The following is a 24,248-nucleotide window of genomic DNA, read 5'->3' on the forward strand; positions in this document are numbered from 1 at the left end:
CAGATGAAGAATAAAGCGTCAAAGGCCAAAATCATTGCAGACGTCTGCGCGGAACAAGGTATCGACCAATCCTTCATCGAGGCGCTGCTCGACTTGGAGACGGACCATGGCGACCTCCTCGCCTGGGGCGCTCGACCGCACCTGCGCAGGGACGTCGGCGGTATAGTCGAGCAGGCACTGGCAAAGCATCGCGCGGAGGGCGGCGATGAAGTTACTGCGGGTTAGGCTGGAGAACGTCTTCGCTTACCGCGAAGCCGATTTCGACCTTTCGGGAACCACGCCGGACAAGAACATCGTCCTGATCTGGGGCCGCAACGGCATGGGCAAGACCAGCTTCCTCAATGCGATGAAGCTCCTTTTTACCGGGATGGAGAAGACGGAATTCCGACGGGTGGGCTTCCCTCCCGTGGGTCTCTCCGCGCCGCAATACGTGCTTGGAGACGGATCGCGCTGGACAGGTCTGGTGAACCGCGAGGCGCGTCGCCGCGCGTTGACCCTGGGGGAGCCGGTCACCGCGCAGATCATCGTCTCCTGGCTGGACAACGCCGGTGAAACGGTCACGGCAACACGTTGGTGGACCGTGGATGCCGATGACTTCACCAATGGTCTGGTGGTCGAACGCGCCGGAGACAGGAAGACCGGCCTGGTCGCACAGGAAATCCTCGAGGACACGATCCCCTCCGACCTGGTGCGCTTCTTCTTCTTCGACGGCGAAGACATCAAGAGCCTCGCGGAGAGCTCGGGCTCGTACCAGACCGACTTCAACCGGCTGCTCCGGATCACCTTTCTCGACGACTTGACCCGCGAACTGCTCGCTCTGTCGGGAGACCGGAAGCGGAGTGGATTGGAGTCCTCGCTCCGCCGCGCCTTGGACGAGGCACAGGCCACTCTGGCAAAGGCCCGGACAGTGCAGCTCGAGGCACGCGAGGCCATCGACGACCTGGATGCCCAGCTCGGTATTGACGGCGTGGAGTTGAGGAGGGTTCAGATCCGGCGCGCGAACCTCAGTTCGGGCGCTTCCGAAGCGCAGCGCAAGGTCGTCGAGGACCAGCTCAAGGAAGCCACTCGACAACTGGCCCTGGTTACCGACCAGATCGTCCGGGAGCTTCCGAAGGACGTTCCCGTACTGGCGAACCTGGGGCTTGTTAGGCAGGCCCTCACGGCAATGAACGCGCGGATGACCCAGATCGGGAGCGCGGAAACGACTTTCGCGGAGTCTGTCTCCAACAATCTGGAGGACTGGATCGCCGAAGGTTGTCCGGCATTGTCCACTGGCGAGGCTACAAGGCTCGCGAGCTTCATAGTCGGCCGCATGCGTGGTCTGTTGCAGGTGGGGGGCGGCGAGGGTCTCTTCTCCAATGTCAGCCCGGCGGTGATCGAGAAGATCATTGGGCGGTTTGAGAGCTGGTCGATGGCCGGCGACGCCTTGCGCTCCACCCGGGCGCGACTCCTGATCGAGGCGTACAGGCACGGCAACGAAATCGAGAAACTTAGGCGGGACTTATTCACCCTGGAAGTCGGCGCGAACGGCAACGCCGAAGAATTCCGGGCGGTCTCGAACAAGGTTGCGGAACTGGAAGATGGCATCGCCAAGCAGAACCAGTTGAAGGGGCAGTGGTCCGCACGCCTGACCGAAGCTGCCGCGAACGAGACGAAGTGGGCGGCAGAGGTGAAGAAGCTCGAAGCCTCGCAGGATCAGGTGTCGCAAGCCGCTCGGGACAGCAAGTTCCTTCAGAAAGCGGCCACGGCACTGACCGAAATCGGCGAACGCATCAAGACGGAGACCCGGCAGGAGCTGGAGCAACTGCTAAACGAGAAGTTCAAGCTCATCATCCAGCATAACCTGATCGACCGGATAGGATTGGACGAGGGCTACGTGCTGACCTTCTACGAAAAGGGCGGAAAGGCGATCGGCCGCACCAGCTTGTCCAGCGGGATGAAACAACTCGCTGCGACAGCACTCCTGTGGGCCATGAAGGAGATTGCCGGTACCGACGTTCCGGTGATCATCGACACGCCCTTGGGCCGGATCGATCGGGAGAACCAGGACCATCTCCTCCGCGCATACTATCCTGCGCTCTCGCACCAGGTCGTCATCCTGCCGACCAACGCGGAAATCGACGACCGCAAACTACAGCTCCTGCAAGGGAAGGTCGCGCAGCACTACAGCATCGTCAACGAGAGCGGCGATGCCGCAAGGGTCGAGCAAAGGGCCCTGGTGGAGGTCTGATGGTAGCCCGCGTACAACTGACCGAAAAGGACAAGAAGTTCATCGAGGAGGTCATGACCGCCGGATGGGGAAGGCCCGGCCTCGACTACTGGACGGTCGCGCGTCTGGCGCTCGCCCGGTCGCTACAACAGACGACCGCGCCCGATCCGGAGATGTTTCCGATCCTGTCGGTGCAAGACGAAGGAATCCAGTTGCACGCCGCACAGTTGATCGGCGAGACGAAACCGGGCGACGACGATTATTCCGACGTCTATCGCGCCCTGATCTCCGTCTACGAAGGGCGCGATCTCTTCGCCGACGAGGTAGCCTTCCATGCCGCCCTGCAGCGGCATGTACGGAGGGGGCTGGCGACAATGGCGACGGAATGGGCCTCCGGGACCGATCTCAACCATTACCTTCTACAGGACCTTTTCACCGATGGCGCACAGAACGGGGAAGTCGCCGCGGAGCTGGGAGACCAGGTCACGAGGATCATGGCCGAAATGGGTGTCGACGGCCGACTCGTGCGGACGGAGCAGGGCCCTAGGCTAACCCGGTTTACATTCCAGCTTTCTCAATTGGACGACCTGAACCGGCTCAAGCGCGGCGAGGAGAAGCTCGCTTTCGGCTTGGGCTTGGGCGACCGGGCCGCTACCGTGTCCAGTGCCCCAGTAGAAAGACAGGTGCTGGTGGATATCCCGCGTGCCGTAAGCCAATGGCGCACGGTCGACTGGAACGACGTGAAGGGCTCGCTACGGTCTGACGAAGCCCGGGCCATGACGCTTCCGATTTGCCTAGGGACCAACGTGCTCGGCGCGCCGTTGTTGATAGACCTTGCCGAAGCCCCCCACCTCTTCCTCGGCGGTACGACCGGCAGCGGAAAGAGCATGACCTTGCACGCCATCCTGCTTTCGCTTCTTGCCCTGGAGGCCCCTCCCGACCTCCTGCTCATCGACCCGAAGGCCGTCGAGTTCGCGGGTTACAGGGGGCTGAAAAACCTGTTGCCTCCCGGCGTGGTGACGAGCGTCGGCGACGCGTTCACGGCGCTCAACGGCCTCATCGAGGAGATGAACCGGCGCCAAGACGCCTTCGCCGAGCTCGAGGTGCGCGACCTTGCAGAGGCGCAGGCCGCGGGGTCCGGACTGAGGCGCATAGTGGCGGTGATAGACGAGCTCGGCGACCTCTTCATGCAATCCGACGACATCCAAATCCCCTTAATAAGGCTCGCGCAGAAGGCGAGATCCGCAGGGATCCATCTTGTCCTTGCCACGCAGAGGCCAGAGGCGGCGACCTTCCCGGGCATGCTTCGATCGAACGTGCCGAGCCGCGTTGCCCTCACCGTCCAGAAGGGCGCGGAATCCCGGATTATCCTGGACGAGGGTGGCGCGGAGAATCTTCTGGGTCGCGGCGACATGCTGGTGAAGTTCAGCGGTCGGCAGATAGTGAGGGCCCATGGTGCCAGGATACAGCCGTCGGATATCAGCGGAGCGGTGGGATAAATGACCGACCTTACAATCGCCGAATGGAAACTGGTCAGGGTGACACTGGACGAGTTGGGGCCGTTCCGTCAGGGCAGGCAGACCTTCGACCTGGTGGGTGCGGACACTGACGACCCGAAGTCGACCACCACTGATGCAGCGAACATGTACATGATCCTAGCGGTCAACGGGTTCGGCAAAACCACCGTGCTGGAAGCCATCTTCGGCCTTTACGGGCTCTTGAACACCGAAGGCACCGGCAAGTTCGCCGAGGGCGTCTACAAGGGCAGCGCCCAGTTAGACATCCGCACCACATGGATAATCGACGGTCAGGCACAGACCATGATGCTGTCGCTCTGGACCGGCAGCGAGGAGCCGTTGGACCCCCTGTCCCAGGTCGACCTCGAGAAGCTCGGCAACACCACCACTTGGGCTAAGTTGGGTCTGACCCGGAACGGCTCCGCTTCCACCAGGCTTGGCGGTACCAACGACCTCGGCATCCTGCTTCATCAGGCGATCCAAGGGTCGCTCGGTACCCCGCCAACAGAATTGTTCGGCATATCGCAAAACATGCCGTCGGTACTCTACTTCCCTGCCGACAGGCGGGTGGTAGCCCCGAACCGCCACGAGGCTGTCACCCGGCCCGACAACTGGGGTTATCAACCTGCAGTCTACTTCAGCTCCGATGGCCCCGAATGGGGAAAGTCGATCGACAACGTACTCGTTTGGCTCGAATGGCTCGCGGCCAAGGAAACCGACAGGCGCGATCATCGCGTCGACGACTTACTCGAGTTCGTCAACGGACTGGTGTTCCAAGACTCGCCCGACAAGGCCATCCAGCGCCCGCACCGAGAGGAGCTTAGATCCTACGTGAAGACGAGGCATGGTTCCCATCCGCTCAGTGGCCTGAGCCATGGCGAGCGGGCCATGCTGCACATCTTGGCGCGTACCTTAACCCACATGACCGCGAACACGATCGTCCTGATCGACGAGATCGAGATACATCTCCACACGCGGTGGCTGAGCCGCATGTTCGAAGCCTTGAAGAAGCTCCTGCGAGACTATCCCGCCGTTTCGCTGGTCTTCACCACCCACAATCTCGACCTCATCGAATTGTACCGCTTCGAGACCAAGGAGCCAGGGCTGGTTAAGGGTGGCTATCTCATTGAGACGGATATCCTCTAATGCCTAGCTTATCCGAACTGAGGGACACTACGGCGCTCAGGCACCGCTACGTCAAAAAGGTCGTCGTGTACGTCGAGTCCGAAGCTGACGCTAACCTGTTCCGGACCATCGTCGGGCCTGGTTTCAACGAGCACATCGTTTTCGAGCCGCCTCCGGAGGGGGGCACCGGATGCGGTCCGGCGAGGGCCTATGTCGAGAAATACCGGCCCGACGATCCAAATGTCTATGCTCTGCTCGACGGTGAGGCCTCGGTGCCCGAAAGCGAGGGTTTCAAGAGCTTCGTAAAGTCGGACGGCGCCATCTTCTCGTTGGACCAGTCAGATGGTCTTTTATATCTCGCCGATCACGAGGCGGAAAACATTCTGCTGCGCCAGGCCGACATCGTCGCCTACATCGTGGACCAGACGACCTTGGCTGATCTCGGTAAGAGGAAACCCGAAGAGATCGTGCGAAAGGTTTCGGAGATCGTGGATCGCCAATTCCTGGGGGCGCTGTGCAAGTACGCTAGCTATCTCCTCCACGCGGAAGGGAAGATCTCGGGCGTGCTCGGGGGGACCCATGCACAGGACGCCCGGGATGAGGACACGCAACGGCTTCTCGAGGAACGGGTGGCGAGCGGCAATTGCGATTGGCAGACATTCAAGGACGAGCTCGACAGGGTTCGCGACCACATCATCCTGCATATGGAAAGCATGGACGAAACAGGAAAGACCACGACAAAGTGGCGCTTGGCCGATGGCAAGATAGCTTTGAGGCAAATGCGCGCCACGTACGGTATCGCCCCGACATGGGAAGTGCCGCTAGCGAAGTCCGTAGCCTCGTCCGATTATGCGAGGAAGTTTCGCGAGGACCTTTTCAGGTTTACCAAGATCCCGGTTGCGGCCTAAAATCGGAGGCAACAGGATGGTCGCCTACGAGCCCGAGGATGGTAGCTAAGGTCCGGCCTGACGGGCCTTGAAGATGGCGTCGCCCATCGTGACCAAGCTGCGGTGACCTCTTTGTTCTCGGCGAAGTTGCTGGACAATGTAGTTCGGATGCCGACGCTACAAGGAGAGAACCCTGGGTAGCAACCGGTATGCAGAACCACCGTGCCAAAGCGGTTGATCAATCATGAGTTAGGAAAGATGGGATCAGGAGACCGCTAGATAACCTGGCATCTGGAAGACCAGCGTAGTCCAGTTCCTGTCCGGGCGGCCGAGGGTGTCGGCTTGATCGTACCGCTCCACCGTCGTCAGGCCGTTGGCGGCAAAGATAGTAGCGGTCCGCTGGATGTCGTCGCGGCTGAAGAAACCTGGTTCGGTCCCGGTGAGCGGTCGAAGTGATACCGCGATCTTGCCCCCGGGTCTTATCAGGTTACTGAGCCTCCGCGCAGCCTCGTGCCTATCCTTTTCAGGGACGAACATCCAGACGGCACTGAGGATGATGAAGCCGAAGGTCTCGTTGCCTAGAAACTTAAGGTGAGGCATGGCGTCCTCGAACCATCGAATTCCGTTTTCTGGATGCAACTGGCGCGCGGCTGCAAGCATAGGCGATGCCCACGTCGGCGGCCATCGAAGCGATGTTCACAATCGCGCCGCCGCCATTGCGCCGTAGGGATGGCGCCGCGGCCCGGATACCCAGATATGCACCGGTAAGGTTGACGTCCAGGATGCGCTGCCAGGTGGTCAGCTCACCATTCTCGATGAGGACGGCTGGACTGGGAATGCCCGCATTGTTTACCAGGATAGCGAGCGGTCCAAATCGCTCCTCGGTCGCTGCGATGGCTGCGGCCCAGTCATCTTCGCTCGTCACGTCTAGATGCGTATAGAGCGCCTGGTCACCGATCTCTGCGGCGAGCGCTTTACCAGCGTCATCCCGCAGGTCGCCAATTACGACGTTTGCGCCCTCGGCGGCGAATGCGCGTAAGTGAGCGGCACCCTGCCCGCCGGTTCCGCCGCTGATGAGCACAGTCTTGCCTGCGAAGCGCCTAGTGGCTCGTTCTATGCTGGATGCGGTCGGGACGATGTTCTCTTGGTTTGACATTCGTGCTGGTCCATTGGTCATTGCTGAGACAAGGATGGTCGCGCAAAACAGAACGAGCCGCTAATCATTCAGCACGAATTTCTTGCCAAATACTGCCAATTGCCGCAGATTGGGATGTCTTAGGAGGCTGTATGCTCAACGAACTCAGCGATGCCCTAAAACTCTTTCTCGATAGCCAGGGCGTAGAGTTCGGGGTCTTCGATACGCCGATTCCGGGGATGATGATCGGGCACGCCGAGGCGCAGAAATTGCCCGATTACGCCATCTATCGTCCGACACTTGGCGTGGTCGTACAAGGCGCGAAGCAGGTCTGGCTTGGCGAACAAGTGCTCGACTACCACGAAGGCGAGGCCTTGCTCGTCAGTGTGTCACTTCTCGCCAAGGGTGTGATCACCCAGGCAAGTGCCGAAAAGCCGTTCCTTGGCGTGACGATCGAACTTGATACCGCAGTGCTGCGCGAAGTCGGAGCCTCCCTGGCGGCACCGCCAGAGCCTGCAGGCGCAAGCTTGTCCGTCCACGCCCTTGGCCCCGAGGCGCTCGATTGCCTGGTACGCCTGGCACGGCTCCTGAATACTCCGGACGCAATGCCAGTGCTCTATCCAGGCATGCTGCGGGAACTCAGCTACTGGCTCCTCAAGGGAGAAACGGGTGCGGACCTATGGGCACTGACTAAACCAGAAGGTATGTCAGATCGCATCGAAAACGCGCTGGCATTGCTTCGAACTGACTTTGCGGCGCCAATCCTCGTGGAAGATCTAGCCGCGACCGCAGGGATGGGCCTCACGTCGTTTCATCGCCACTTTAAAGCCCTCACCCGGTTGACGCCGATCCAGTACCAGAAACAATTGCGACTTGTGGAGGCGAGAAAAATTCTGGATGCTGGCACGGACAATGTCACGGGAGCAGCCTTTGCCGTCGGCTACGAGAGCGCGGCACAATTCTCCCGCGACTATTCACGTTTCTACGGACTGCCACCGAAGAGAGACACGCTTGCACGCCGCCTCGGCATTGCCTCTGCGAGCGCAGCCTAGCCTCGCCAGGGCATCGATGGCCCTACGGACGTGCTGGCACCTTGCTCCTGCATCTCCGCTAGCCCTGCCTCTCTGGAAAAGACCGGAACGTAGCCCAGTTCCCTCTTTGCCTTGCCAATATCCAGAGTGACCTCCACCGCCGAAGTGGCATAGGACTGCATCGTCAACGGTGCGGCGATCCGGCCACCCGAGATCCTGCCTACAGCATCGCCGATCGTGGCTATTGCCTTCAGAAGGGCGCGTGGCACCGTCTTTTCTGGGACGGGCACTCCTTGCGTCTTGAGGAGCTGTGAGATGAAGCTGCGGAACTCCACCGGCACGCCATCGGTGATGAAATACACCTCTCCACCTGTCCCCTTGCTGAGCGCCAGTTCTATTCCGACACAGAGATTGGCGATGTGAGTAGTCGATGTCAGGTAGCTTCCCCCAGCCTCTCCAGGCCCTCCCGAAGGAGGACCGAGTCCTCAACGATAGCGATCCGCAGCGATTGTTTTGACAAGTGGTCTTCCTCACTTCTGATCGACTGGGTCGGCGCCGCACTTATCGAGCGGGCCGAGGCTCCCAAGCCTCTGCTTCATCCGAAAGATTCAGAGCGCAACTGTCCGAAGGCCGTATGGCCCGGTCGTTCTCATCGTCCTAAAGAAAGGGCGCCGACGTTGGCAGAGCGCCGTTGTCCTGCCTCGACACTTGCTTCATCACAGATTTCGCCACGTTCATTCCCCAGGGCTTACCAGCCCGGTTTCGTACCCAATGATGACGAGCTGCGCACGATCGCGCGCATTCAATTTCCCAAGGATCCGACTGACGTGCGTTTTAGCGGTCAGCGGTGACATGCCGAGCCACTCCGCGATCTCGGCGTTGGTCTTGCCACGCGCGACCTCGACGAGGACTTCACGCTCCCGATCGCTCAGGACATCCAGTAAACTCGGCTCACCCGGACGAATAACAGGTCTGCGAACAAAGTCGGCGACCAGGCGCTTGGTCACCGTCGGCGAGATCAAGACGTCGCCGGCGGCTGCGGCAGTGATGGCCTCAATCAGAAGCTGCGGAGGGGTGTCCTTGAGGAGGAATCCGGAAGCACCTGCTCTGAGTGCATCATAAATATATTCGTCGAGCGCGAAGGTTGTAAGCACCAGAACCTTTACCGCCCCGAGCCGTGCATCGCCGCATATCGCCCGCGTCGCTTGAAGGCCGTCCATGCGAGGCATGCGGATATCCATCAACACCACATCCGGACGCGTACGACGAACCTCGGCGACCGCCTGTGCTCCATCGCCGACCTCACCGACGACCTCGATGCCTGGCTCGCTGGCCAGTAGGGCTGCGAAGCCGCGGCGCACCAGCTCCTGATCATCGGCGAGCAACACGCGGATCGCGCCATCCGTCACCTCAAGCTCTTGCGATCGGGAAGTCATTCTTTCACCCCGCCGACGTGGTAAGGGACGAAAGCGTCCACTACAAATCCGCCATCCTCGGTTCGTCCGGCTTGCACGGTGCCACCAAGCAGTTCTGCTCTCTCCCGGATGGCAACAAGCCCGATCCCAGTCCCCGGAGCGGCGGCACGTAGTGTGGCTGGCGCGTCGTTCGTAACGGTCAAATGCAAACCACTGTCCGTGTGCTTAAGGTGCACGGTGGTAGGCACCTCGCCGGCGTGACGGGCGACATTGACTAGGCACTCATGCACAACGCGGTGCACCGTCAGCACGGTGCTATCCGCCACGCCTTTGGGATAGCCACCTTCCTCGACCAGATTGACATTTCTAGGATACCCCTCGGCCGCGATGACCTCGCTCAGGGGCGTCGTCGCCATCGGCATCGGGCGAAGCGGTACGGGCTCATCTGATCGTAATAGCCCGAGCAGGGACCGGAGTTCGTCGAGTGATCGCCTGCCTGTGTTGTTGATTTCTACAAGGGCATCGTGAGCTACGGCAGGATCACGCTCGAACCTGTGAGCAGCAATTCCCGACTGCACAGTGATCGCTGAGAGCGAATGCGCAACGATGTCGTGCAGGTCATAGGCGATGCGGAGCCGCTCTGCCTGCAGCCGCTCGGCGACCTCGCGGTCCACGGCTTCTGCCCGACGCCGCACGTTCACACGGCTTGCCTCTGCCGCAGCGATCGGGAGCAGAAGCACTGCCGCATCGGTGGCCCACTCGAACCAGAACGGCTCGTCATCCAGTTGCACCCCGACGCTGGCGGCCACGATCGCGATGAAGGAGGCGTACCAAATCGCGGCACGGTCTTCGCTCTGGCGCACGATAAGGAACAACGCCACGGCCAGCAGCGGCCGAAGGCCAACCGGACTGGCAGTCCAAGTGAGCGTAAAAACGTCGAGCGCACCCACCGCCACGAGGGTTGCCCAGCCGAACCAATGGCGGCCGAAGAGCAATAGGATTGCAGCGATGACTGCGATCGCGATGCCGGGGAGTTGTCGTCCCGCGACGACGTCGGGATCGGAAGCCAGCACGCTGACTGACATCGCAAGCGCAGCGAGAAGCAGAGCTAGATCGACAAGCCCTATCCGCTGCAGGACGTGCTTCACACCACCTTCACCCCGACTGTGACAGATCTCTTCGCCTAGCGACACCATGCCGTTCCTGGAATTCAGCTGTTATCTTATTGGCGGCACCCTTAGGAAACCGCGCCAATAGGTTCTCACAAGCGCGAACCCGCTGATGAAGTCCACTCCGTCTTGGAAGCTTCAGACTTTTATACCGAACAGCTTTTCTGCATTCCGGTACGCGATCTTCTCCTTGTCTTCGCGAGGCAGATCCACTGCCCGGAACCAGTCGGTTCCCTGCTTCATGTCGGCGAACGGATAGTCCGTTCCAAACATCACCCGATCTACGCTGATGTATCGCAGCAAAAGATGGAGCAGTTCATCCTGGAAGAATGCACTGGTGGTGTACCAGAAATTATCGCTGAAGTACTGACCCAGAGGCTTGTTCAGTGAACCTTCGGTCGACTCGCTCATGTCTCCCACGATACGCTCGTAGTAGAATGGGAGGCCCTCTCCCATGTGCCCGAGGATCATCTGCAGATTGGGGAACCGGTCGAACGTCCCGGTAAAGATCAGTCGAAGGCATTGCGTAAGGGCCTCCTGGTGCCATCCATAGCCTGAACCGCTGAAAATGTAATTTTGGAATGTCTGGTCGTCTCCTGGACGAGTGGTGCGGTAATAGATGTCGTAGACCGCTTTGGGCGGGTAACCCGGATGCAGGTAAATGGGCACACCCAATGCTTCGGCCCGTGCCAGAAGAGGGTCGAAGTCGGGGTGGTCGAGGAATTTTTCCCCGATAAATCCATTGGTCATGGCTCCCACAAAGCCATCTTCCGTCACGGCGCGCTCCAGTTCGTCGGCTGATGCCTCGGGGTCCTGCAGCGGCAAGGTTGCGTAAGCCTGATAGCGCCCCGGATAATTGGCCATTGGACCATCGGCAATCATCTTGTTAAGGCGGCGGGCGAAATCGATCCCTTCCTGACCTGGAACATCCTGCACGCCCGGCGTATGTGCAGAGAGGATCTGAACATTCATCCCCGCCTCGTCCATCTTGGCGATGCGGTCAGGGCCGAGTTCGACAAGACCGGTTTCGCGCAGATATTCTACGTGTTCGTCGTTGATCGCATTCAGGGCGATCAGCTCGTCCGTGGTATAGGTCTCTTCCGTGGCGATGAACTTCAGGTCATGGTCGCGCGATGCAATGACCGACGGCTCAGCGGCAGAGGCGCGGGTAACAATGGCCGGCGCGGCCAATCCGGCACCCACACCAAGTGCGGCCGCACCGGTGAGAAAATTGCGGCGTCTTATTGCGTGGCTCGTTTGCGATTTGTCGGTTGGTTTCATGTCAGATCTACTCCGAGATTTGCTTCTCCCATCAAGTTATTGGCGGCCAATAGCGACCGCATCCGCCCGTAGGAGAAGAGCAGTACTCCAGCCGGAGTACACCCGCTCAAGAACCTCGTTTCGCCAAAAGGGAGGTCGGCCACGACGCTACCTTCCTCCCTCCAAACGATTGGCAGCGGCCCAAGGCATTGCATGGTACCGGGTCACTGCGGTGCGACGTATCTGTTCAGTTGCGCCGCCCCTGCCAGATGCCTAGCGGAACCAGGACTGCGCCAACCAGCAGAGCAATGATCAAGTCATCGCCCATGACGCCATACGCCCCCGGAAGGGACTCCATCGCTGACATCGGCCACGGCTTGATCCCGTCGACAACCAGAAAACCGATAAGGAGAGGAATCATCCACAAAGTGTCGCGAGGGCGCGCGCAGGCCAACAACATGGCCGCGCCCGCCACCTCGTCTACAACAACGCGGCCATCATCGGGAATACCGGTCGAGCGTCCCCATTGATCCGCAGCCCACCAGCCAACCAGAGTCACACCGAGTGTGAACGACCAAAAAATGGCAGGTTACATACAGGGCCTGCTGGACGGCGCTGCCTTCGATCATACCGCCTATGCGCTCGATAGGGCTTCTAGAAAGTCAGCGCTCGCCCACTTCCTGGGGCAAGCGAGTTCCACATCGAGCCAATCGATCATGTAATCGGTTTGGTACCATGCCAGGGTGCCGTCTCGCGCTCTAGATCATTGGTGCAGCCGTCAAGGGCAATTGCGATTCCGTCAAGCGGGGCCTCGCCAAGCCGGGAGAAAGAAACAGTCAATGGCTCTGCTATTGGGCGGAACGTCGTCTCGAAAAGTGCGTGTCTCAACTTATCGCGCAAGAAGGGTTCCAGCCTAACGAGACTGCCACCGAAGACGACTTCTGTGACGTCGAGCATATTGAGAAAGTTACCCACAGCTTGGCCCAGAGCTGTGCCTGCTTGGTGCAGAACTGCCAGCGCAGCGGGCACTTCAAGACTGGCCTGGTCTAACAATTGCTCCATACTCGCAACTTCATTGCCTGCTATCCGTGACCGCTCTAGGAGCCATTTGTCTGCGACGAGGGTACATAGGCATCCAAACTTTCCGCATACACAGCGAAGGGGAAGATGAGTAGGATGTTTAACGTGGCCTAACTCGCCCGCAAAGCCGTTAGACCCACGATGTAAAGCTCCGCCAATTATGATTCCTGAGCCTAAACCTTGTCCGTCATTGACTGCATCCGTCTCTACATAGAGAAAATCATCAGACTGCCCACCCCGCGCGAAGAATAACTCTGCAAGTGCTCCCCCGTTGGAGTTGTTGTTTATGTAGAGCGGAGCACCGATAGCTCCTTCAATCATTTCTTTAAGCGCTCGGTCGAGGCCCGACACCATGGGTTCTGTCACGCGACCGTCGATCGAAACCCCGCCGGGGGCAGCTAGGCCTACAGCCCTCACTTCCGATAGCTCTCGGCCAAGAGCGATAGTTATGCCGCGCAGGCCGTTTGCGATTTGGTCACCGAGACCCTCTTGGTCTTCGGCCATGGGAAGGCTCAAGCTGGTTTGCGGGCGCCCATCGAGACCTGCAGCGATGAGCATGACATGGCCCCCGCGTATTTCAACTCCTACCAGCAATCCTCCGCGTGGCGATATGGCAAACCCATCCGAAGGACGCCCCGCACCTGACCGTTCTGTCTGTCGAACACGTTCGATCAGACCCGCGCGATGAAAGCTGTTCACGACTGACGAGGTCGTAGTCTTGTCGGTGCCGACCAGGTCAGTCAAGGATTTCTGAGTTATCCCTGGGTTCGAGCGGATCGCATGAAAGATTTTTAGAGCATTCAGATGCCGTATGAAGGACGGATTCATGATAATTTTTCCGAGTAGCGTACCAAACTATGGATACGTCGTGACCCGATCAACCGTCGCTAGCAAAGTAGGGGTAAGGTTGTCTCGCTCTGAGATTCAATTAGCCGCGGAGGCGATCGTTGAGTTGGCGACGAACGCATAACAACTTTCAGCATCACTGGGATGCTGCTCATAACGCGTAGACGAACGCCACCGGCAAAGCCTCAATTCGATTTCCGGATCGTCGATTGCTCCGCATCCGCCAAAATCAAGTCGGCGGCACGCCATGCGAGAGCCATCGCGGGCCCGTTCGTATTCCCAGAAATAGGAGTTGGGATTGCGGAGCAATCGACGACCCGCAAACCATCAACGCCTCGAACCCGGAGATGTTCGTCAAGAACGCCCGCTCCTTCCAGTCCCATGCGGCAAGTGCCTGTTCCGTGGAGCCCTGTGCTCATCAACCAATAGCCCATCTCCAGAATTTCCTCGTCCGACTGATGCTGCGCACTTGGGAACTTCTCGTCCCCAACATAGCGTTGCAGGGCAGGTTGTGACATGTACGCCCGGATCGTCTTGACCATGTCTAGAAAATGTTTCTTGTCCCGTTCGTTGCCAAACCAATTGGCAGTCGAGCGAGGCGGATCTCTCGGATCAGACGATCGGATAAAAACCGTGCCACGACTTTCCGGGCGCAAATAGAATCCTACGGCGGTAATGCCAGGCGTCGTTTCTGGCACGCCTCTACCGGCCTCAGACTTGGCCTCGGCCGAATTTTCAAGGGAGTACGGCGAAATGCCCAATTGGATGTCCGGGAAGTCCGATGCGGTTTCCGGAGAAGATACCATCGCGCTTACATCGGGCAGGTTTGTTGCCATATGCCCTCTACCCATCAAGAAGTAGTCGAGAACGTTCTTATACAGACGCCAACCGCTAAATTCGCGGTTTATGCCAGGAGTTTCCATAAGGTCGTACGACATGGAAATCATCATGTGCTCCGCAAGATTCTTGCCGACCTGATCGTTGGAATGAACTACTGCAATTTTGTGGCTGTCGAGCAAGTCTCGCGGTCCGATGCCCGACAATTGCAGCAACTTGGGCGACTGCATGACGCCGGATGAGACAATGATTTCCTTATTTGCCGTGAAGCGCTCGAGCCCATAACCCATTGAACAGGTGACACCGACAGCGCGTTTGCTATCGTCGAAGTCGACCCTTCGGACATGTACGCCCGTTCTGACTTTGAGATTTGGTCGCTTCCGAGCGTGTTTTAGGAAGGCAGAGTACGCACTCACCCTGCGTCCTCGGCTGTTAACCGTCATCTGAGTGTACCCGATACCCTCAGTTCCGGGCTGGTTCACATCGGCGAGAAATGGGATACCCATCTGTCGACCTGCTTCGATCAACGCGTCGTTGATCGGATTTCGATCTTTGCTGGCAGTGATTTCCAACGGCCCCTTCTTACCTCGAGACTGATCAGCCTGAGGGTCATTGTACCCTTCCAGTTCGGCGTAAGCTCTCGAGATCACTTCCCAGTTCCAGCCGGCGAGCCCAAGCGCTTCCCAGCTATTGTAATCGCCAGGTTGCCCGCGAAAATACCAAGTGCCGTTAACTGCGCTGGAACCACCCAGTCCCTTGCCATAGTACCATGTCTCGTTGGGTGCACGGTTTGGATGGTCTTCCATTGGAAAGGACCAAAAGTATTTCGGAGTCTGCCAGAGTTTGGCCATGCCACGGGGCATGTGTACCAGTGGGTGTTCGGTGCTTCCACCAGCTTCAAGCAGCAGCACGGAGTTCCCCGGGTCCCTGGAAAGTCGATCTGCCAGCACACACCCTGCAGAGCCAGCGCCAACGATGATGTAATCCGTCATTTTTTAGCCCTTCGAGACCGTCAGATGGGGCACGGCTTGCTGTCCGGCGCCATCCGATCCAGATAATCGATCGCGTTATTTGGTTGATGCGAGCGCCCTGAGTGTTGTCGCGCCTCTATATGCGACGTGGCGGTAGTCCTTGGGATTGTCGTGCTCAATGACCGCTAGCCGGATGCCGGCCTCCACCGCAACTGGCCACAAATGGTCCCAAGGCATTGAACCTTCACCCAGAGCCGCAAATCCCCCCTCATCAAGGCCATTGCCGGGGTGTGCGATATCCTTGACGTGGAGGGCGGATAGGCGTCCCGCGTAGCGCCGCAGCCAATGGGTAGGATCCTGTTCGGCCAAGGTAATCCAGGCAAGGTCTGGTTCCCATGTGATGCCGCTGGCCATCAGAATGTCCATAGGATACTGGCCATCCGGAAGGCGTACGAATTCGAAATCATGGTTGTGCCAGGAGAACTCCAGACCGTTGGACGCCAGGAGTTCGGAAATGGCAGACAGACGATCGGCCATTCTCGACCAGCCGGCAGCATCGACGGGGCGGTCTGACGGCTCCAACCACGGAGCGACGACCAGTGCCGCTCCAAGCCGATCGCAGATGGCGGTGACCAGTTCGGTGCGCTTTTCGATAAGGGAGATATCGAAATGCGCTGACTTGATACTTAAACCATGTGAGGCTGTCAGTCGCTTAAGGGCCGCTACGTCGATTGTCGGGTTAATGGCATGATCAGCGTTGAAGTAAGGCTGAACATCGGTGTAGCCCGCGTTCGCCAATGTCCAAATTTTCTCTTCAAGGACCGGAAAGGCTCGGGCAGAAAACAGCTGGAAGGATAGATCGTCGTTGGGAAGCATCGTGTACTCTGTTGTGGAGCCGAGAGCCGGCGGCCCCAAAGCAACAAGTGCCTCGAAGCCGCCGCCTCACGGGAGGAGCCTCGTGACCGCTAAGCTTTGATTACCAGACCCGTTTCCGGGTCAATGAGATGTATTTTTGCCGTGTCGGGTGTGAGCGGAATGACTTCACCCCGATGTACGGACACATCGGAAGCGACGCGCACACAGATTTCGAGCCCAGCGTACTGCCCGTAAATGATGGTCTCGAATCCCAGTGTTTCGACGTTCGTGACGGTCAGACTGAGGCCCGCTCCGCCGTTCGATCCGATGGCGAGATCTTCAGGGCGAATGCCGAACAGAACCGACTTTCCGGTAAATCGTGCGTATTCGCTGCGTTCGGCCGGAAGGAGAATCGAACTTCCGGGCATGACTGCCTCTAAGCCAGAACCACCATGTGAAACCGTGCATGGTATGAAGTTCATGCTCGGCGATCCAATAAAACCGGCGACAAACTTTGTAGCCGGATTGCGATAAAGCTCCTGGGGCGGCCCCACCTGCTCTATCACTCCCTTGTTCATGACAACGACGCGATCGGCCATCGTCATGGCCTCCACCTGATCGTGCGTCACATAGACTGTCGTTACAGGATAAATGGAGTGAAGGCGTTTTATCTCGCCGCGCATTTGCACACGCAGCTTTGCATCTAGATTGGAAAGCGGCTCGTCAAACAGGAATACCTGCGGTTTGCGCACAATGGCACGCCCCATCGCGACTCGCTGACGCTGGCCACCGGAAAGGGCGCGGGGCTTTCTTTTGAGTAGGGGGTCTAGCCCCAACACTCGAGAAGCTTCTTTTACAGCTTGGTCAATTTCTGCTTTGGGCACTCGGCGCTGACGAAGGCCAAATGAGATGTTCTGCTCCACTGTCATGTGCGGATAGAGGGCATAGTTTTGAAATACCATGGCGATATCGCGTTCGCCAGGACCCAGTTCGTTGACCCTCCTCCCGCCGATTGCCAGATCGCCACCACTTATGGTTTCCAGGCCGGCGATCATTCTCAGTGTTGTGCTTTTGCCGCATCCGGATGGACCCACCAAAACGACAAATTCGTGTTCTGCAATTTCGAGATCAATACCATGGACGACCGGTACGTTTTCGTAGGATTTTTGAATCTTGTGGAGGGTTATGGTTGCCATTCTGAAGAACTCTCAAAACCGCGCCGGCCGTTTGGCCGATCAGCGCGAAAGGGTGATCACTTGTTGACGCCGCCAAGCAACCCGCGAGTGAAGGCGTTCTGGAAAAGGAGGAAAGCGAGTACGATTGGCGCGGCAGCCAGAAGCGTGGATGCCATCAGCAGACCTTCCTGCGACTCGTACATGCCGATCATGCCGTACAGCTTCAGGGTAACCGGCGATGCGTTGTCGCTGTTCGTAAGCGTCAAAGCGAAAAGCAGGTCATTCCAGATGTAACGGGCCTGCACGATAGCCAAGGCAGCCAGACCAGACAGGGAGGCCGGAAGCAGAACCTTCACGAAGTAACTGGCGGGAGAGCAACCGTCCATTTGGGCGGCTTCCCAAAGCGACTTCGGCACGGTTGCGAAATAATTGCGCATGAAGAACGTGCAGAAGGGAATGGCGTATGCGGCATGGACGAGCCACAGCCCCATAATGTTGTCGTAAAGGCCCAGGCTCCGGATGGTGAAGAAAACGGGAAGCTGGGTGATCTGGAACGGCACGAACATGCCCATGAGCAGCAAGACGAAAATCACGCGGTCACCGGGCAAACGGGTTGTGGCCAGGGGGAAGGCGGCCAAAGCCCCGATCAGTACGGAGATGACGACCGCCGGAGCCGTGATCAACAGAGAATTCAAGAGGGGCCTAGCGAGGAGTGGCACGGCGTCCATATAGTTCGCGAAGTATATGGAACTGGGCAGGCTAAGCGGTTGCAGCATCTCTGCCGGTGTCTTGAGAGACGCCAGGATGGCGAGCAAGAGCGGAAAAAGGAATACGACCGACGCCAATATCAATGCGATGTATCGGCGGATGGGAACTGCTTTTGTATCCATCAGTCGCGCTCCTCGATGCGCCCAGAAATATAGAGGATGTAGGGAAGGATCACGGCGCAGGCCAACGCCATCAAGGTCACAGCAATGGCCGCCCCCTTACCCATCTCAAAACGGGCGAAAGATGTGTCATAGACAAACGTGGCCAAGACTTCAGATGAATGGAACGGTCCACCTTGCGTCATTCCTTGAACGATGTCGAACACCCGCATGGCTTCGACGCCTGATACACCAAGAATGATGACGGTTGTCGGTAGTAGGAGGGGGAATGTAACCTGCCAAAAAATAGTCCAAGGTTTAGCGCCATCGACCTGAGCGGCCTCAATATACTCTTTGGGGATGCTTCTCAGACCAGCAAAGTAGACCAGGAAAGCAAATCCAGCGGTCCACCAAAGGCTCGCTGCCATGATGGAGAAAGAAACAATCGATGGGTCACCGAGCCAATTTTGGTTGGATAGCCCAAGGTGTGCGCCAACCGAGGAAAAAACGCCGCTGCCCGGCCGATACATCCATTTCCAAATGGCCGCGACAGCAACCGGCGTCATCGTGAATGGGATGAAGAATATCACCTTGAAGATATTCTCGCCCTTGATCTTCTCGTCCAAGAGTGTCGCCAGACCCAATCCTACGCCAGTAGGGACGATGAGATAGAAGATCAGCCAACGGATGTTATTGCTAAGAGCATTCCAAAACCGCGGCGACTCGAGCAAGGCCGCATAATTGGCGAAGCCGATCCATTTCCAGGTAGGCGACAGACCGTCCCATTCGTGGAGCGAGGTCACGAACGTGTAAGCGATCGGATAAACATAGGCCAACACGAACAGCGCTGTGGGAAACAGCAGGAAAAGCATGAACGAGCGATCGGCACGCTTGCGGTAGTTCGGTGAGAGCGTGGTCATTTTCGTTCCCCCTAAAAATGGCGCTCGACCGCAATCGCGCGCCCTGTCCTCACTCGGTCCAGTCGTTGAACTTACCGTCCGCGACGAGCTGTTGGCGTTCGGCCTCCAGCGACTCGATGATCATGGCCTTCACCTCGCTAGTAGGCTGAGCTGCGAACCGCTCGATGGCTGTGCCAAAGTCCTGCGAGAAAGCTGCGGGCAGGAGCAGCGACAGATTCGGGATTGTTGTCTTTGCTGGATCCAGCAAATCCTTCACCATCTGGGCATGTAGCGAATTGGCGGAGAAGGCATCAGGGGAGGTAAGGCTATTGGCAGGCAGCGCCCCCTTAGCAACGTTGAGTGCGGCCTGCCCCGCGGGACTGCCAGCGACTTCCAGGAATGCGTCGGCCGCTGCTTCGACGTCTTGGGAAAGGCCGTTCCCACTCAACAGACCGTCGATCTGGATGATCGCCTTGTCGGCCATACCCGGCGCGGGGAAGTATCCGATATCTTCGCCCGGCACGGCACCTTTCGCGGCTGCGTAGTTCATGAACCACGAGCCCATGAGGTCCATGCCGACATCAGCGGCAACAACAGCATCAGCACCGTTGACCCAATCGCCGCCCGTCCAGTTGCTCATGAAGTGGGCGGCGACGTTGTCGCGAAAATGGTCTAGAGCGGCAGAAAACTGGGGGCTGTCGAAAGCTACTTCACCACTGGCAAGGCCGAGGTAGCCTTCCACACCCATCGTTGCGATGATCGAGGGATAGAAAGTATAGAATGACCAATAGGGTCCCTTTCCGTTGGCCAGGCACTCTTTGCCGGCGGCCGCAAGCTTGTCGCAAACCTCACCGAACTCTTCCCAAGTTGTTGGCGGTGTTAGGCCCAGCTCCGCAAAAAGCTTCTTGTTATACCAGATGTCGCTGATGACATTGGTCGCAACGGGGATGGCATAGGGCACGCCGTCAAAGGTCACGAGGCTGCGGAGGCCCGCGGAGAAGACCTCATCCCCGTTCAACGCGGTCCAGGCTGCGGTCAGAGGCCGAACCCGCCCAGATTGAACAGCGTCGCGAAGCTCGAGCCCCACATTGAAGATATATGCCGGCGGCGGTGTGCCGCCGAGCGTTGCAATCTGGAGCTGCTGGCGGTAGCCGGCAAAATCGCCCGGCACCACCTTAGCCGTGACGGGATGATCTGCATCGACCTGATTGGCTAGTTCTACAAGCGCGTTAACAGCTGCCAGTTCGCCGGCGGCCGGCCAGTTAGACCAGAACTCGATTGGCTCTGCTGCCAGCGACAACGCAGGCGGGCTTACTGCTACGACCAGAGTCGCAACCTTCAAAAGGGTCTTCATGTAACCTCCCATGAGAAATCGGGTTGCCGTTATTTTGACGATACCCGGTATAATTGATCCCATAGCGTCTTGAGAATGTCAATTGCCCATGCTACCCAGTTGAAAAGTCCATGGCTGGCTTGCAGAAAAGCCCCTTAACTAATTGAACAAGAATGCTTATCTGCTCGGCCTGTTTGATATCGCAACGCATATGCATCGTCGGCAGTTAGCTACTTCGGACTGTAATTTTGTCGTTACCCGGAAAATTGTACTGAGTGGACATGGGTGATCAAGATCCCTCGATCCTTCTGCACGAGCACGATTGCCGGCGCGCGGCAATTGCATAAAAGAGGCGGTAGTGTCGTGTATTCTTGATACGTGGTCTGGCGGGCGGCACTTCACATCTGGGCATGCTGGTGCCCTCAAACGATGGATCTGCCGATCAAACGCACACTCCGAGTGAGCGCCCGCTCAACGTTCTGGACATTGCAGCCATACGCGTTGCTGCGCATGACAACTAACTGGTTGTAGACTGTGGTGTGCGGCCTTAGCCGCTAGAGGAGAACCGATCGGAGCCGTGGTACCAGGACCGACCATCTTTCGCAGCTTCGCGACGATCTCTTCGGGTCTGTGCTTCTTCTGGGGCATTCCAATGTCCTCTCCAACGGCACAATAGCCGGCTTCAGGGAGAACCACTTTTCAGGGGGCAGACCACGAGTGGTACTTCAACCTTTGCGGTTAACCGGCAGCGACCAATCCGGTGACAGCGGCATCCTCGAAAAGATTGTTGGTGTCCCCGGTATGGAGGAACACAACCTTCTCACCTGGCTTGACGCGTCCTTCTCGAATATGTGCCAGAAGACCTGCGAAACCTTTTCCCGTATACACCGGCCCAAGCAGTATGGCGTCCGAGGTGGCCAATTCGCGTATCGCTGCAGTTCCTTCGTCTGACGGAACAGCATAGTCGGGACCTATGAACCGCTGGTCAATATCCAGGACGTCTAGAATCTCGCTATCGTCCGGGGCAGGCTTTCCAATTTGCTCATAGATCGTTTTGACGCGTGAGACGATAAGGTCATGACTTACATAATTGTCGGGACGATAAGAGCTGATAGCGATGGACCGAATTAAGGTGCTATCTGCCGTGATGAGCTTTGCGGCTGCGAATGCTGGCAATACCCCGCCGGTTCCCGTGGTGTGATAAAGATAGTCCGGCTTGAACCCCAAAGCTCTGCACTGATCCTGGATCTCCTTGTAGGTTAATAGATGCGCCGGAAAGCTGGCGGGATGGGTTACACCAGCGGGAGCGACCATCACCGTGTGTCCGGCGGCTTCAAGTTCGGCCTTCCTTCGTGCGACAGCGGGGTAAAGCTTATCGTCCCAAATAGTTTCTTGGGACTCTGACGGGGAACGGGGATAGCAGTGGACCTCGACACCCATGATCTTATTCACCAGAAGATTGCCGCGCCAAGATTTTGGAAATCCTTCGGCCAGGTTGTCGTATAGAAAAAGAACCGGAGTTATGCCGGCTTGGATCGCTACCGCTGCCAGTTGAGTCGCCGAATTGGAGATGTATGCGCCGACGGTGAGAATGTGCGTCACACCGTTCTGCAGCGCCTCTCCGACGATAAATTCCGCGAGCCTGACCTTACTACCGCTCGCTGCAGCCGGCCCGGCCAGATCCTCTCTTTTAAGGTAGAGCTCGATGCCATACTTTTTTGACAGGTTTTCGACTTTGTGTAGAGGTGTTGGATAAAACCCGACCCTCTTCCTGGGAAGCGTGGTGACGTACTCTTCCAATTCGTCTAATGTCATTTTGCAATACTTCTTGAATTGTGTGGAATGTCGAGGCCGCCGTCCTTCAGCGCACTCGCGCCAAGAACTCTCGTGTCCGTTCCGATTTCGGATTGGCGATCATCTCATTCGGATCGCCTTTTTCGACCACGACGCCACCATCCATAAAGATCAGTTGGTCCGCCACCTCGCGGGCAAAGCCGATCTCGTGTGTGACGATGACCATCGTCATGCCCTTACGTGCCAGTTCTTTCATGACATTGAGCACTTCTCCCACGAGTTCGGGGTCGAGCGCGGATGTCGGCTCATCGAACAGCATGACTTTCGGCCTCATCGCCAGGGCTCGGGCAATCGCGACACGTTGCTGCTGGCCACCGGACAAATTGCGCGGATACACTTCGGCCTTATCCGACAGCCCCACCTGTTCCAGGAGCTCGTGTGCAAACTTGCGTGCCTCGGCGACAGGCTCCTTCCGTACATGTATCGGAGCTTCGACGATGTTTTCGATCACCGTCATGTGGGGAAAGAGGTTGAACTGTTGAAATACCATCCCGACTTCAGCGCGACGGTGGCAGATGGCGGAGGCGGGAAGTTCGTGCAGCGCGTCGCCCACCAGCCGGTACCCCACGAAGTCGCCGTTGACCAGCAAAACGCCGCCATTGATCTCCTCGAGATGGTTGATGCATCGCAGAAAGGTGCTCTTACCAGATCCTGACGGACCGATTATGCACGCGACCGATCCCTGAGGGACCTCCAGATCGATCCCTTTCAGAACATCCAGAGATCCGAAGGATTTGCGTATGCCGCTAGCGAAGACGACGGATTTCTGATCCGCGCCGAATTTTCGGTGCATGGACTTGAGTTCGGTCATTGGAAGCGCCTTCTCATAGGGATCAACATGCCAAAGACTTTCTGCCTCACCCCCCCTGCTGGCTTGCCTTCTTCGCGGGAGAAGAATCGCTCTAGATAAAACTGACCGACCGTCATCACGCTGACTACAGCCAGATACCAAGCCGTTACGACCAACAACAAAGGGATGGTCTCAAAAGTCCGAGCGTAGATGGCCTGTGCGGAGTAAAGGAGGTCGGCAACGGCAATGATACTGACAAGGGAGGTAGTCTTGAGCAGATTAATCGTCTCGTTTCCCGTCGGCGGAATGATCATGCGCATCGCTTGAGGCAAAATGATCCGGAAAATGAGGGAGCTCGGGTGCATACCAAGGGATAGAGCCGCTTCTGTCTGTCCTTTCGACACGGTTTTTAACCCACCCCTGACAATTTCGGCCATGTATCCGGCCTCATGAAGAGAGAGGGCCACGACCGCAGCGACGAACGGTGTCATGACCTCATTGGTCGGCACGGAAACAACCTCTCCCAACATGGGCAGCCATATACCCAACCGGGGAAAGATCAGTGCGAGATTGTACCAGAGAATGATCTGCACTAGAGCAGGCGCGCCGCGAAAAAACCATACGAACGCGACGGCCGGAGCCGCCAAGAGCTTGCTTGGTGACAACATCATGAGGGCTGCCACAGTGCCCATAAAGACGGCGAGCAACATGACGATGACGGTGAGAGCCAATGTCGTGAGCAATCCGCTGACGATGATGGGGCTGAACATATAACGCCAGACCGTACCCCATTGCAGCAGAGGGTTGGTTGCTATCGCATAGCAGAGAGCCGTCACGCAGAGAGCGACCAGAACAACGGCTGCCATTCGAAACGGATGCCGCAAAGGCACCACGCGGAAAGCGCCGGGCGCGACCCCGACCGTTGGAGATGGAGATGTTTGTGATGAAGGCATCGGTGTTTCACATTGTACGAGCAAGCAGTCAGCGCCCGCCG

General features: G+C 57.9%; 23 protein-coding genes and 1 pseudogene. 7 read left to right on the forward strand and 17 right to left on the reverse strand.

The genetic code is table 11. From position 1 onward, the window contains the following. Positions 1-3 precede the first annotated feature (3 nt). The 5 genes from QQL79_RS20085 to QQL79_RS20105 are packed head-to-tail and all read left to right on the forward strand — an operon-like array spanning position 4 to position 5,759. On the forward strand, positions 4-225 hold the full coding sequence (locus QQL79_RS20085) for a hypothetical protein (protein ID WP_284393870.1): 222 nt from the start codon (positions 4-6) through the stop codon (positions 223-225). Beyond that, entirely contained in the window at positions 206-2,230 is a 2,025-nt protein-coding gene (locus QQL79_RS20090; protein ID WP_284393871.1) for an AAA family ATPase, read from the forward strand. Before QQL79_RS20085 ends, QQL79_RS20090 begins: the two co-directional genes overlap by 20 nt. Beyond that, positions 2,230-3,708, forward strand: coding sequence for an FtsK/SpoIIIE domain-containing protein (locus tag QQL79_RS20095; RefSeq protein WP_284393872.1), 1,479 nt, complete (start codon positions 2,230-2,232; stop codon positions 3,706-3,708). The genes QQL79_RS20090 and QQL79_RS20095 overlap by 1 nt, the downstream gene beginning before the upstream one ends. Then, entirely contained in the window at positions 3,709-4,872 is a 1,164-nt protein-coding gene (locus QQL79_RS20100; protein WP_284393873.1) for an AAA family ATPase, read from the forward strand. It begins immediately after the preceding gene. Beyond that, the gene (locus QQL79_RS20105; protein ID WP_284393874.1) at positions 4,872-5,759 is read left to right on the forward strand and encodes a hypothetical protein; all 888 of its coding nucleotides are present in this window, start codon (positions 4,872-4,874) and stop codon (positions 5,757-5,759) included. Before QQL79_RS20100 ends, QQL79_RS20105 begins: the two co-directional genes overlap by 1 nt. Positions 5,760-6,002: 243 nt before the next feature. On the opposite strand, the gene QQL79_RS20110 is transcribed toward QQL79_RS20105, so the two are convergent. Continuing rightward, positions 6,003-6,398: a class I SAM-dependent methyltransferase gene (locus tag QQL79_RS20110; protein ID WP_284393875.1), complete on the reverse strand. Its 396-nt coding sequence runs from the start codon at positions 6,396-6,398 to the stop codon at positions 6,003-6,005. After that, the gene (locus QQL79_RS20115) at positions 6,325-6,894 is read right to left on the reverse strand and encodes an SDR family NAD(P)-dependent oxidoreductase (protein ID WP_284393876.1); all 570 of its coding nucleotides are present in this window, start codon (positions 6,892-6,894) and stop codon (positions 6,325-6,327) included. The genes QQL79_RS20110 and QQL79_RS20115 overlap by 74 nt, the downstream gene beginning before the upstream one ends. Positions 6,895-7,025: 131 nt before the next feature. On the opposite strand from QQL79_RS20115, the gene QQL79_RS20120 reads away from it, so the two are divergent. Beyond that, entirely contained in the window at positions 7,026-7,925 is a 900-nt protein-coding gene (locus QQL79_RS20120; protein WP_284393877.1) for an AraC family transcriptional regulator, read from the forward strand. Here QQL79_RS20120 and QQL79_RS20125 read toward each other — a convergent pair. From QQL79_RS20125 to QQL79_RS22580, 5 genes are all read right to left on the reverse strand, one after another. Continuing rightward, the gene (locus tag QQL79_RS20125; protein ID WP_284393878.1) at positions 7,922-8,266 is read right to left on the reverse strand and encodes a Rossmann-fold NAD(P)-binding domain-containing protein; all 345 of its coding nucleotides are present in this window, start codon (positions 8,264-8,266) and stop codon (positions 7,922-7,924) included. The two genes, QQL79_RS20120 and QQL79_RS20125, sit on opposite strands and share 4 nt — an antisense overlap. A 372-nt stretch (positions 8,267-8,638) precedes the next feature. After that, on the reverse strand, positions 8,639-9,340 hold the full coding sequence (locus tag QQL79_RS20130) for a response regulator transcription factor (RefSeq protein ID WP_284393879.1): 702 nt from the start codon (positions 9,338-9,340) through the stop codon (positions 8,639-8,641). Beyond that, positions 9,337-10,467, reverse strand: coding sequence for a sensor histidine kinase (locus QQL79_RS20135; RefSeq protein WP_284393880.1), 1,131 nt, complete (start codon positions 10,465-10,467; stop codon positions 9,337-9,339). Before QQL79_RS20135 ends, QQL79_RS20130 begins: the two co-directional genes overlap by 4 nt. Positions 10,468-10,626: 159 nt before the next feature. After that, positions 10,627-11,769 carry an amidohydrolase family protein gene (locus tag QQL79_RS20140; RefSeq protein ID WP_284393881.1) on the reverse strand — a complete coding sequence of 381 codons (1,143 nt, stop codon included), beginning with the start codon at positions 11,767-11,769 and terminating at the stop codon, positions 10,627-10,629. A 226-nt stretch (positions 11,770-11,995) separates the two neighbouring features. Then, positions 11,996-12,331, reverse strand: coding sequence for a phosphatidylglycerophosphatase A family protein (locus tag QQL79_RS22580; RefSeq protein ID WP_502258420.1), 336 nt, complete (start codon positions 12,329-12,331; stop codon positions 11,996-11,998). Between QQL79_RS22580 and QQL79_RS20145 the strand changes: the two are divergent. Continuing rightward, positions 12,330-12,470: pseudogene (locus tag QQL79_RS20145) on the forward strand (integrase); the annotation flags it as partial. The gene QQL79_RS22580 and the pseudogene QQL79_RS20145 sit on opposite strands and share 2 nt — an antisense overlap. Here the strand turns inward: QQL79_RS20145 and QQL79_RS20150 are convergent. The 10 genes from QQL79_RS20150 to QQL79_RS20195 all read right to left on the reverse strand — a co-directional run bounded on the left by QQL79_RS20150 (position 12,463) and on the right by QQL79_RS20195 (position 24,120). Then, positions 12,463-13,656, reverse strand: coding sequence for an ROK family transcriptional regulator (locus QQL79_RS20150; RefSeq protein ID WP_284393882.1), 1,194 nt, complete (start codon positions 13,654-13,656; stop codon positions 12,463-12,465). The pseudogene QQL79_RS20145 and the gene QQL79_RS20150 overlap by 8 nt on opposite strands. 203 nt (positions 13,657-13,859) lie before the next feature. Next, entirely contained in the window at positions 13,860-15,503 is a 1,644-nt protein-coding gene (locus tag QQL79_RS20155; RefSeq protein ID WP_284393883.1) for a GMC family oxidoreductase, read from the reverse strand. Positions 15,504-15,578: 75 nt separating this feature from the next. Beyond that, positions 15,579-16,358, reverse strand: coding sequence for a sugar phosphate isomerase/epimerase family protein (locus QQL79_RS20160; protein WP_284393884.1), 780 nt, complete (start codon positions 16,356-16,358; stop codon positions 15,579-15,581). An 89-nt stretch (positions 16,359-16,447) separates the two neighbouring features. Further along, entirely contained in the window at positions 16,448-17,533 is a 1,086-nt protein-coding gene (locus QQL79_RS20165; RefSeq protein ID WP_284393885.1) for an ABC transporter ATP-binding protein, read from the reverse strand. Positions 17,534-17,589: 56 nt separating this feature from the next. Continuing rightward, positions 17,590-18,402 carry a carbohydrate ABC transporter permease gene (locus tag QQL79_RS20170; RefSeq protein WP_284393887.1) on the reverse strand — a complete coding sequence of 271 codons (813 nt, stop codon included), beginning with the start codon at positions 18,400-18,402 and terminating at the stop codon, positions 17,590-17,592. Beyond that, complete coding sequence (locus QQL79_RS20175; RefSeq protein WP_284393889.1) at positions 18,402-19,298, reverse strand: carbohydrate ABC transporter permease; 897 nt, start codon at positions 19,296-19,298, stop codon at positions 18,402-18,404. Before QQL79_RS20175 ends, QQL79_RS20170 begins: the two co-directional genes overlap by 1 nt. A 49-nt stretch (positions 19,299-19,347) precedes the next feature. Then, positions 19,348-20,631, reverse strand: a complete 1,284-nt coding sequence (locus QQL79_RS20180) for an ABC transporter substrate-binding protein (protein WP_284393891.1) — start codon at positions 20,629-20,631, stop codon at positions 19,348-19,350. A 717-nt stretch (positions 20,632-21,348) separates the two neighbouring features. Further along, entirely contained in the window at positions 21,349-22,425 is a 1,077-nt protein-coding gene (locus QQL79_RS20185) for a 1-aminocyclopropane-1-carboxylate deaminase/D-cysteine desulfhydrase (protein ID WP_284393892.1), read from the reverse strand. 46 nt (positions 22,426-22,471) lie between these two features. Continuing rightward, positions 22,472-23,275 (reverse strand): amino acid ABC transporter ATP-binding protein, encoded by an 804-nt coding sequence (locus QQL79_RS20190; RefSeq protein WP_284393894.1) that lies wholly within the window; start codon positions 23,273-23,275, stop codon positions 22,472-22,474. Further along, positions 23,272-24,120: an amino acid ABC transporter permease gene (locus QQL79_RS20195; RefSeq protein ID WP_284393895.1), complete on the reverse strand. Its 849-nt coding sequence runs from the start codon at positions 24,118-24,120 to the stop codon at positions 23,272-23,274. The genes QQL79_RS20190 and QQL79_RS20195 overlap by 4 nt, the downstream gene beginning before the upstream one ends. Positions 24,121-24,248 lie beyond the last annotated feature (128 nt).

Source organism: Devosia yakushimensis, assembly GCF_030159855.1.
Taxonomy (GTDB): Bacteria; Pseudomonadota; Alphaproteobacteria; order Rhizobiales; family Devosiaceae; genus Devosia; species Devosia yakushimensis.

What these genes read in the sequence shown, in the direction of transcription:
- QQL79_RS20185 (WP_284393892.1), bottom strand. Translation starts at nt 22,425, where the DNA reads ATGACATTAGACGAATTGGAAGAGTACGTCACCACGCTTCCCAGGAAG.
- QQL79_RS20115 (WP_284393876.1), bottom strand. Translation starts at nt 6,894, where the DNA reads ATGTCAAACCAAGAGAACATCGTCCCGACCGCATCCAGCATAGAACGA.
- QQL79_RS20195 (WP_284393895.1), bottom strand. Translation starts at nt 24,120, where the DNA reads ATGGCAGCCGTTGTTCTGGTCGCTCTCTGCGTGACGGCTCTCTGCTAT.
- QQL79_RS20100 (WP_284393873.1), top strand. Translation starts at nt 3,709, where the DNA reads ATGACCGACCTTACAATCGCCGAATGGAAACTGGTCAGGGTGACACTG.
- QQL79_RS20165 (WP_284393885.1), bottom strand. Translation starts at nt 17,533, where the DNA reads ATGGCAACCATAACCCTCCACAAGATTCAAAAATCCTACGAAAACGTA.
- QQL79_RS20160 (WP_284393884.1), bottom strand. Translation starts at nt 16,358, where the DNA reads ATGCTTCCCAACGACGATCTATCCTTCCAGCTGTTTTCTGCCCGAGCC.
- QQL79_RS20150 (WP_284393882.1), bottom strand. Translation starts at nt 13,656, where the DNA reads ATGAATCCGTCCTTCATACGGCATCTGAATGCTCTAAAAATCTTTCAT.
- QQL79_RS20085 (WP_284393870.1), top strand. Translation starts at nt 4, where the DNA reads ATGAAGAATAAAGCGTCAAAGGCCAAAATCATTGCAGACGTCTGCGCG.
- QQL79_RS20090 (WP_284393871.1), top strand. Translation starts at nt 206, where the DNA reads ATGAAGTTACTGCGGGTTAGGCTGGAGAACGTCTTCGCTTACCGCGAA.
- QQL79_RS20180 (WP_284393891.1), bottom strand. Translation starts at nt 20,631, where the DNA reads ATGAAGACCCTTTTGAAGGTTGCGACTCTGGTCGTAGCAGTAAGCCCG.
- QQL79_RS20140 (WP_284393881.1), bottom strand. Translation starts at nt 11,769, where the DNA reads ATGAAACCAACCGACAAATCGCAAACGAGCCACGCAATAAGACGCCGC.
- QQL79_RS20190 (WP_284393894.1), bottom strand. Translation starts at nt 23,275, where the DNA reads ATGACCGAACTCAAGTCCATGCACCGAAAATTCGGCGCGGATCAGAAA.
- QQL79_RS20130 (WP_284393879.1), bottom strand. Translation starts at nt 9,340, where the DNA reads ATGACTTCCCGATCGCAAGAGCTTGAGGTGACGGATGGCGCGATCCGC.
- QQL79_RS20120 (WP_284393877.1), top strand. Translation starts at nt 7,026, where the DNA reads ATGCTCAACGAACTCAGCGATGCCCTAAAACTCTTTCTCGATAGCCAG.
- QQL79_RS20105 (WP_284393874.1), top strand. Translation starts at nt 4,872, where the DNA reads ATGCCTAGCTTATCCGAACTGAGGGACACTACGGCGCTCAGGCACCGC.
- QQL79_RS20155 (WP_284393883.1), bottom strand. Translation starts at nt 15,503, where the DNA reads ATGACGGATTACATCATCGTTGGCGCTGGCTCTGCAGGGTGTGTGCTG.
- QQL79_RS20095 (WP_284393872.1), top strand. Translation starts at nt 2,230, where the DNA reads ATGGTAGCCCGCGTACAACTGACCGAAAAGGACAAGAAGTTCATCGAG.
- QQL79_RS20175 (WP_284393889.1), bottom strand. Translation starts at nt 19,298, where the DNA reads ATGACCACGCTCTCACCGAACTACCGCAAGCGTGCCGATCGCTCGTTC.
- QQL79_RS20170 (WP_284393887.1), bottom strand. Translation starts at nt 18,402, where the DNA reads ATGGATACAAAAGCAGTTCCCATCCGCCGATACATCGCATTGATATTG.
- QQL79_RS20110 (WP_284393875.1), bottom strand. Translation starts at nt 6,398, where the DNA reads ATGCTTGCAGCCGCGCGCCAGTTGCATCCAGAAAACGGAATTCGATGG.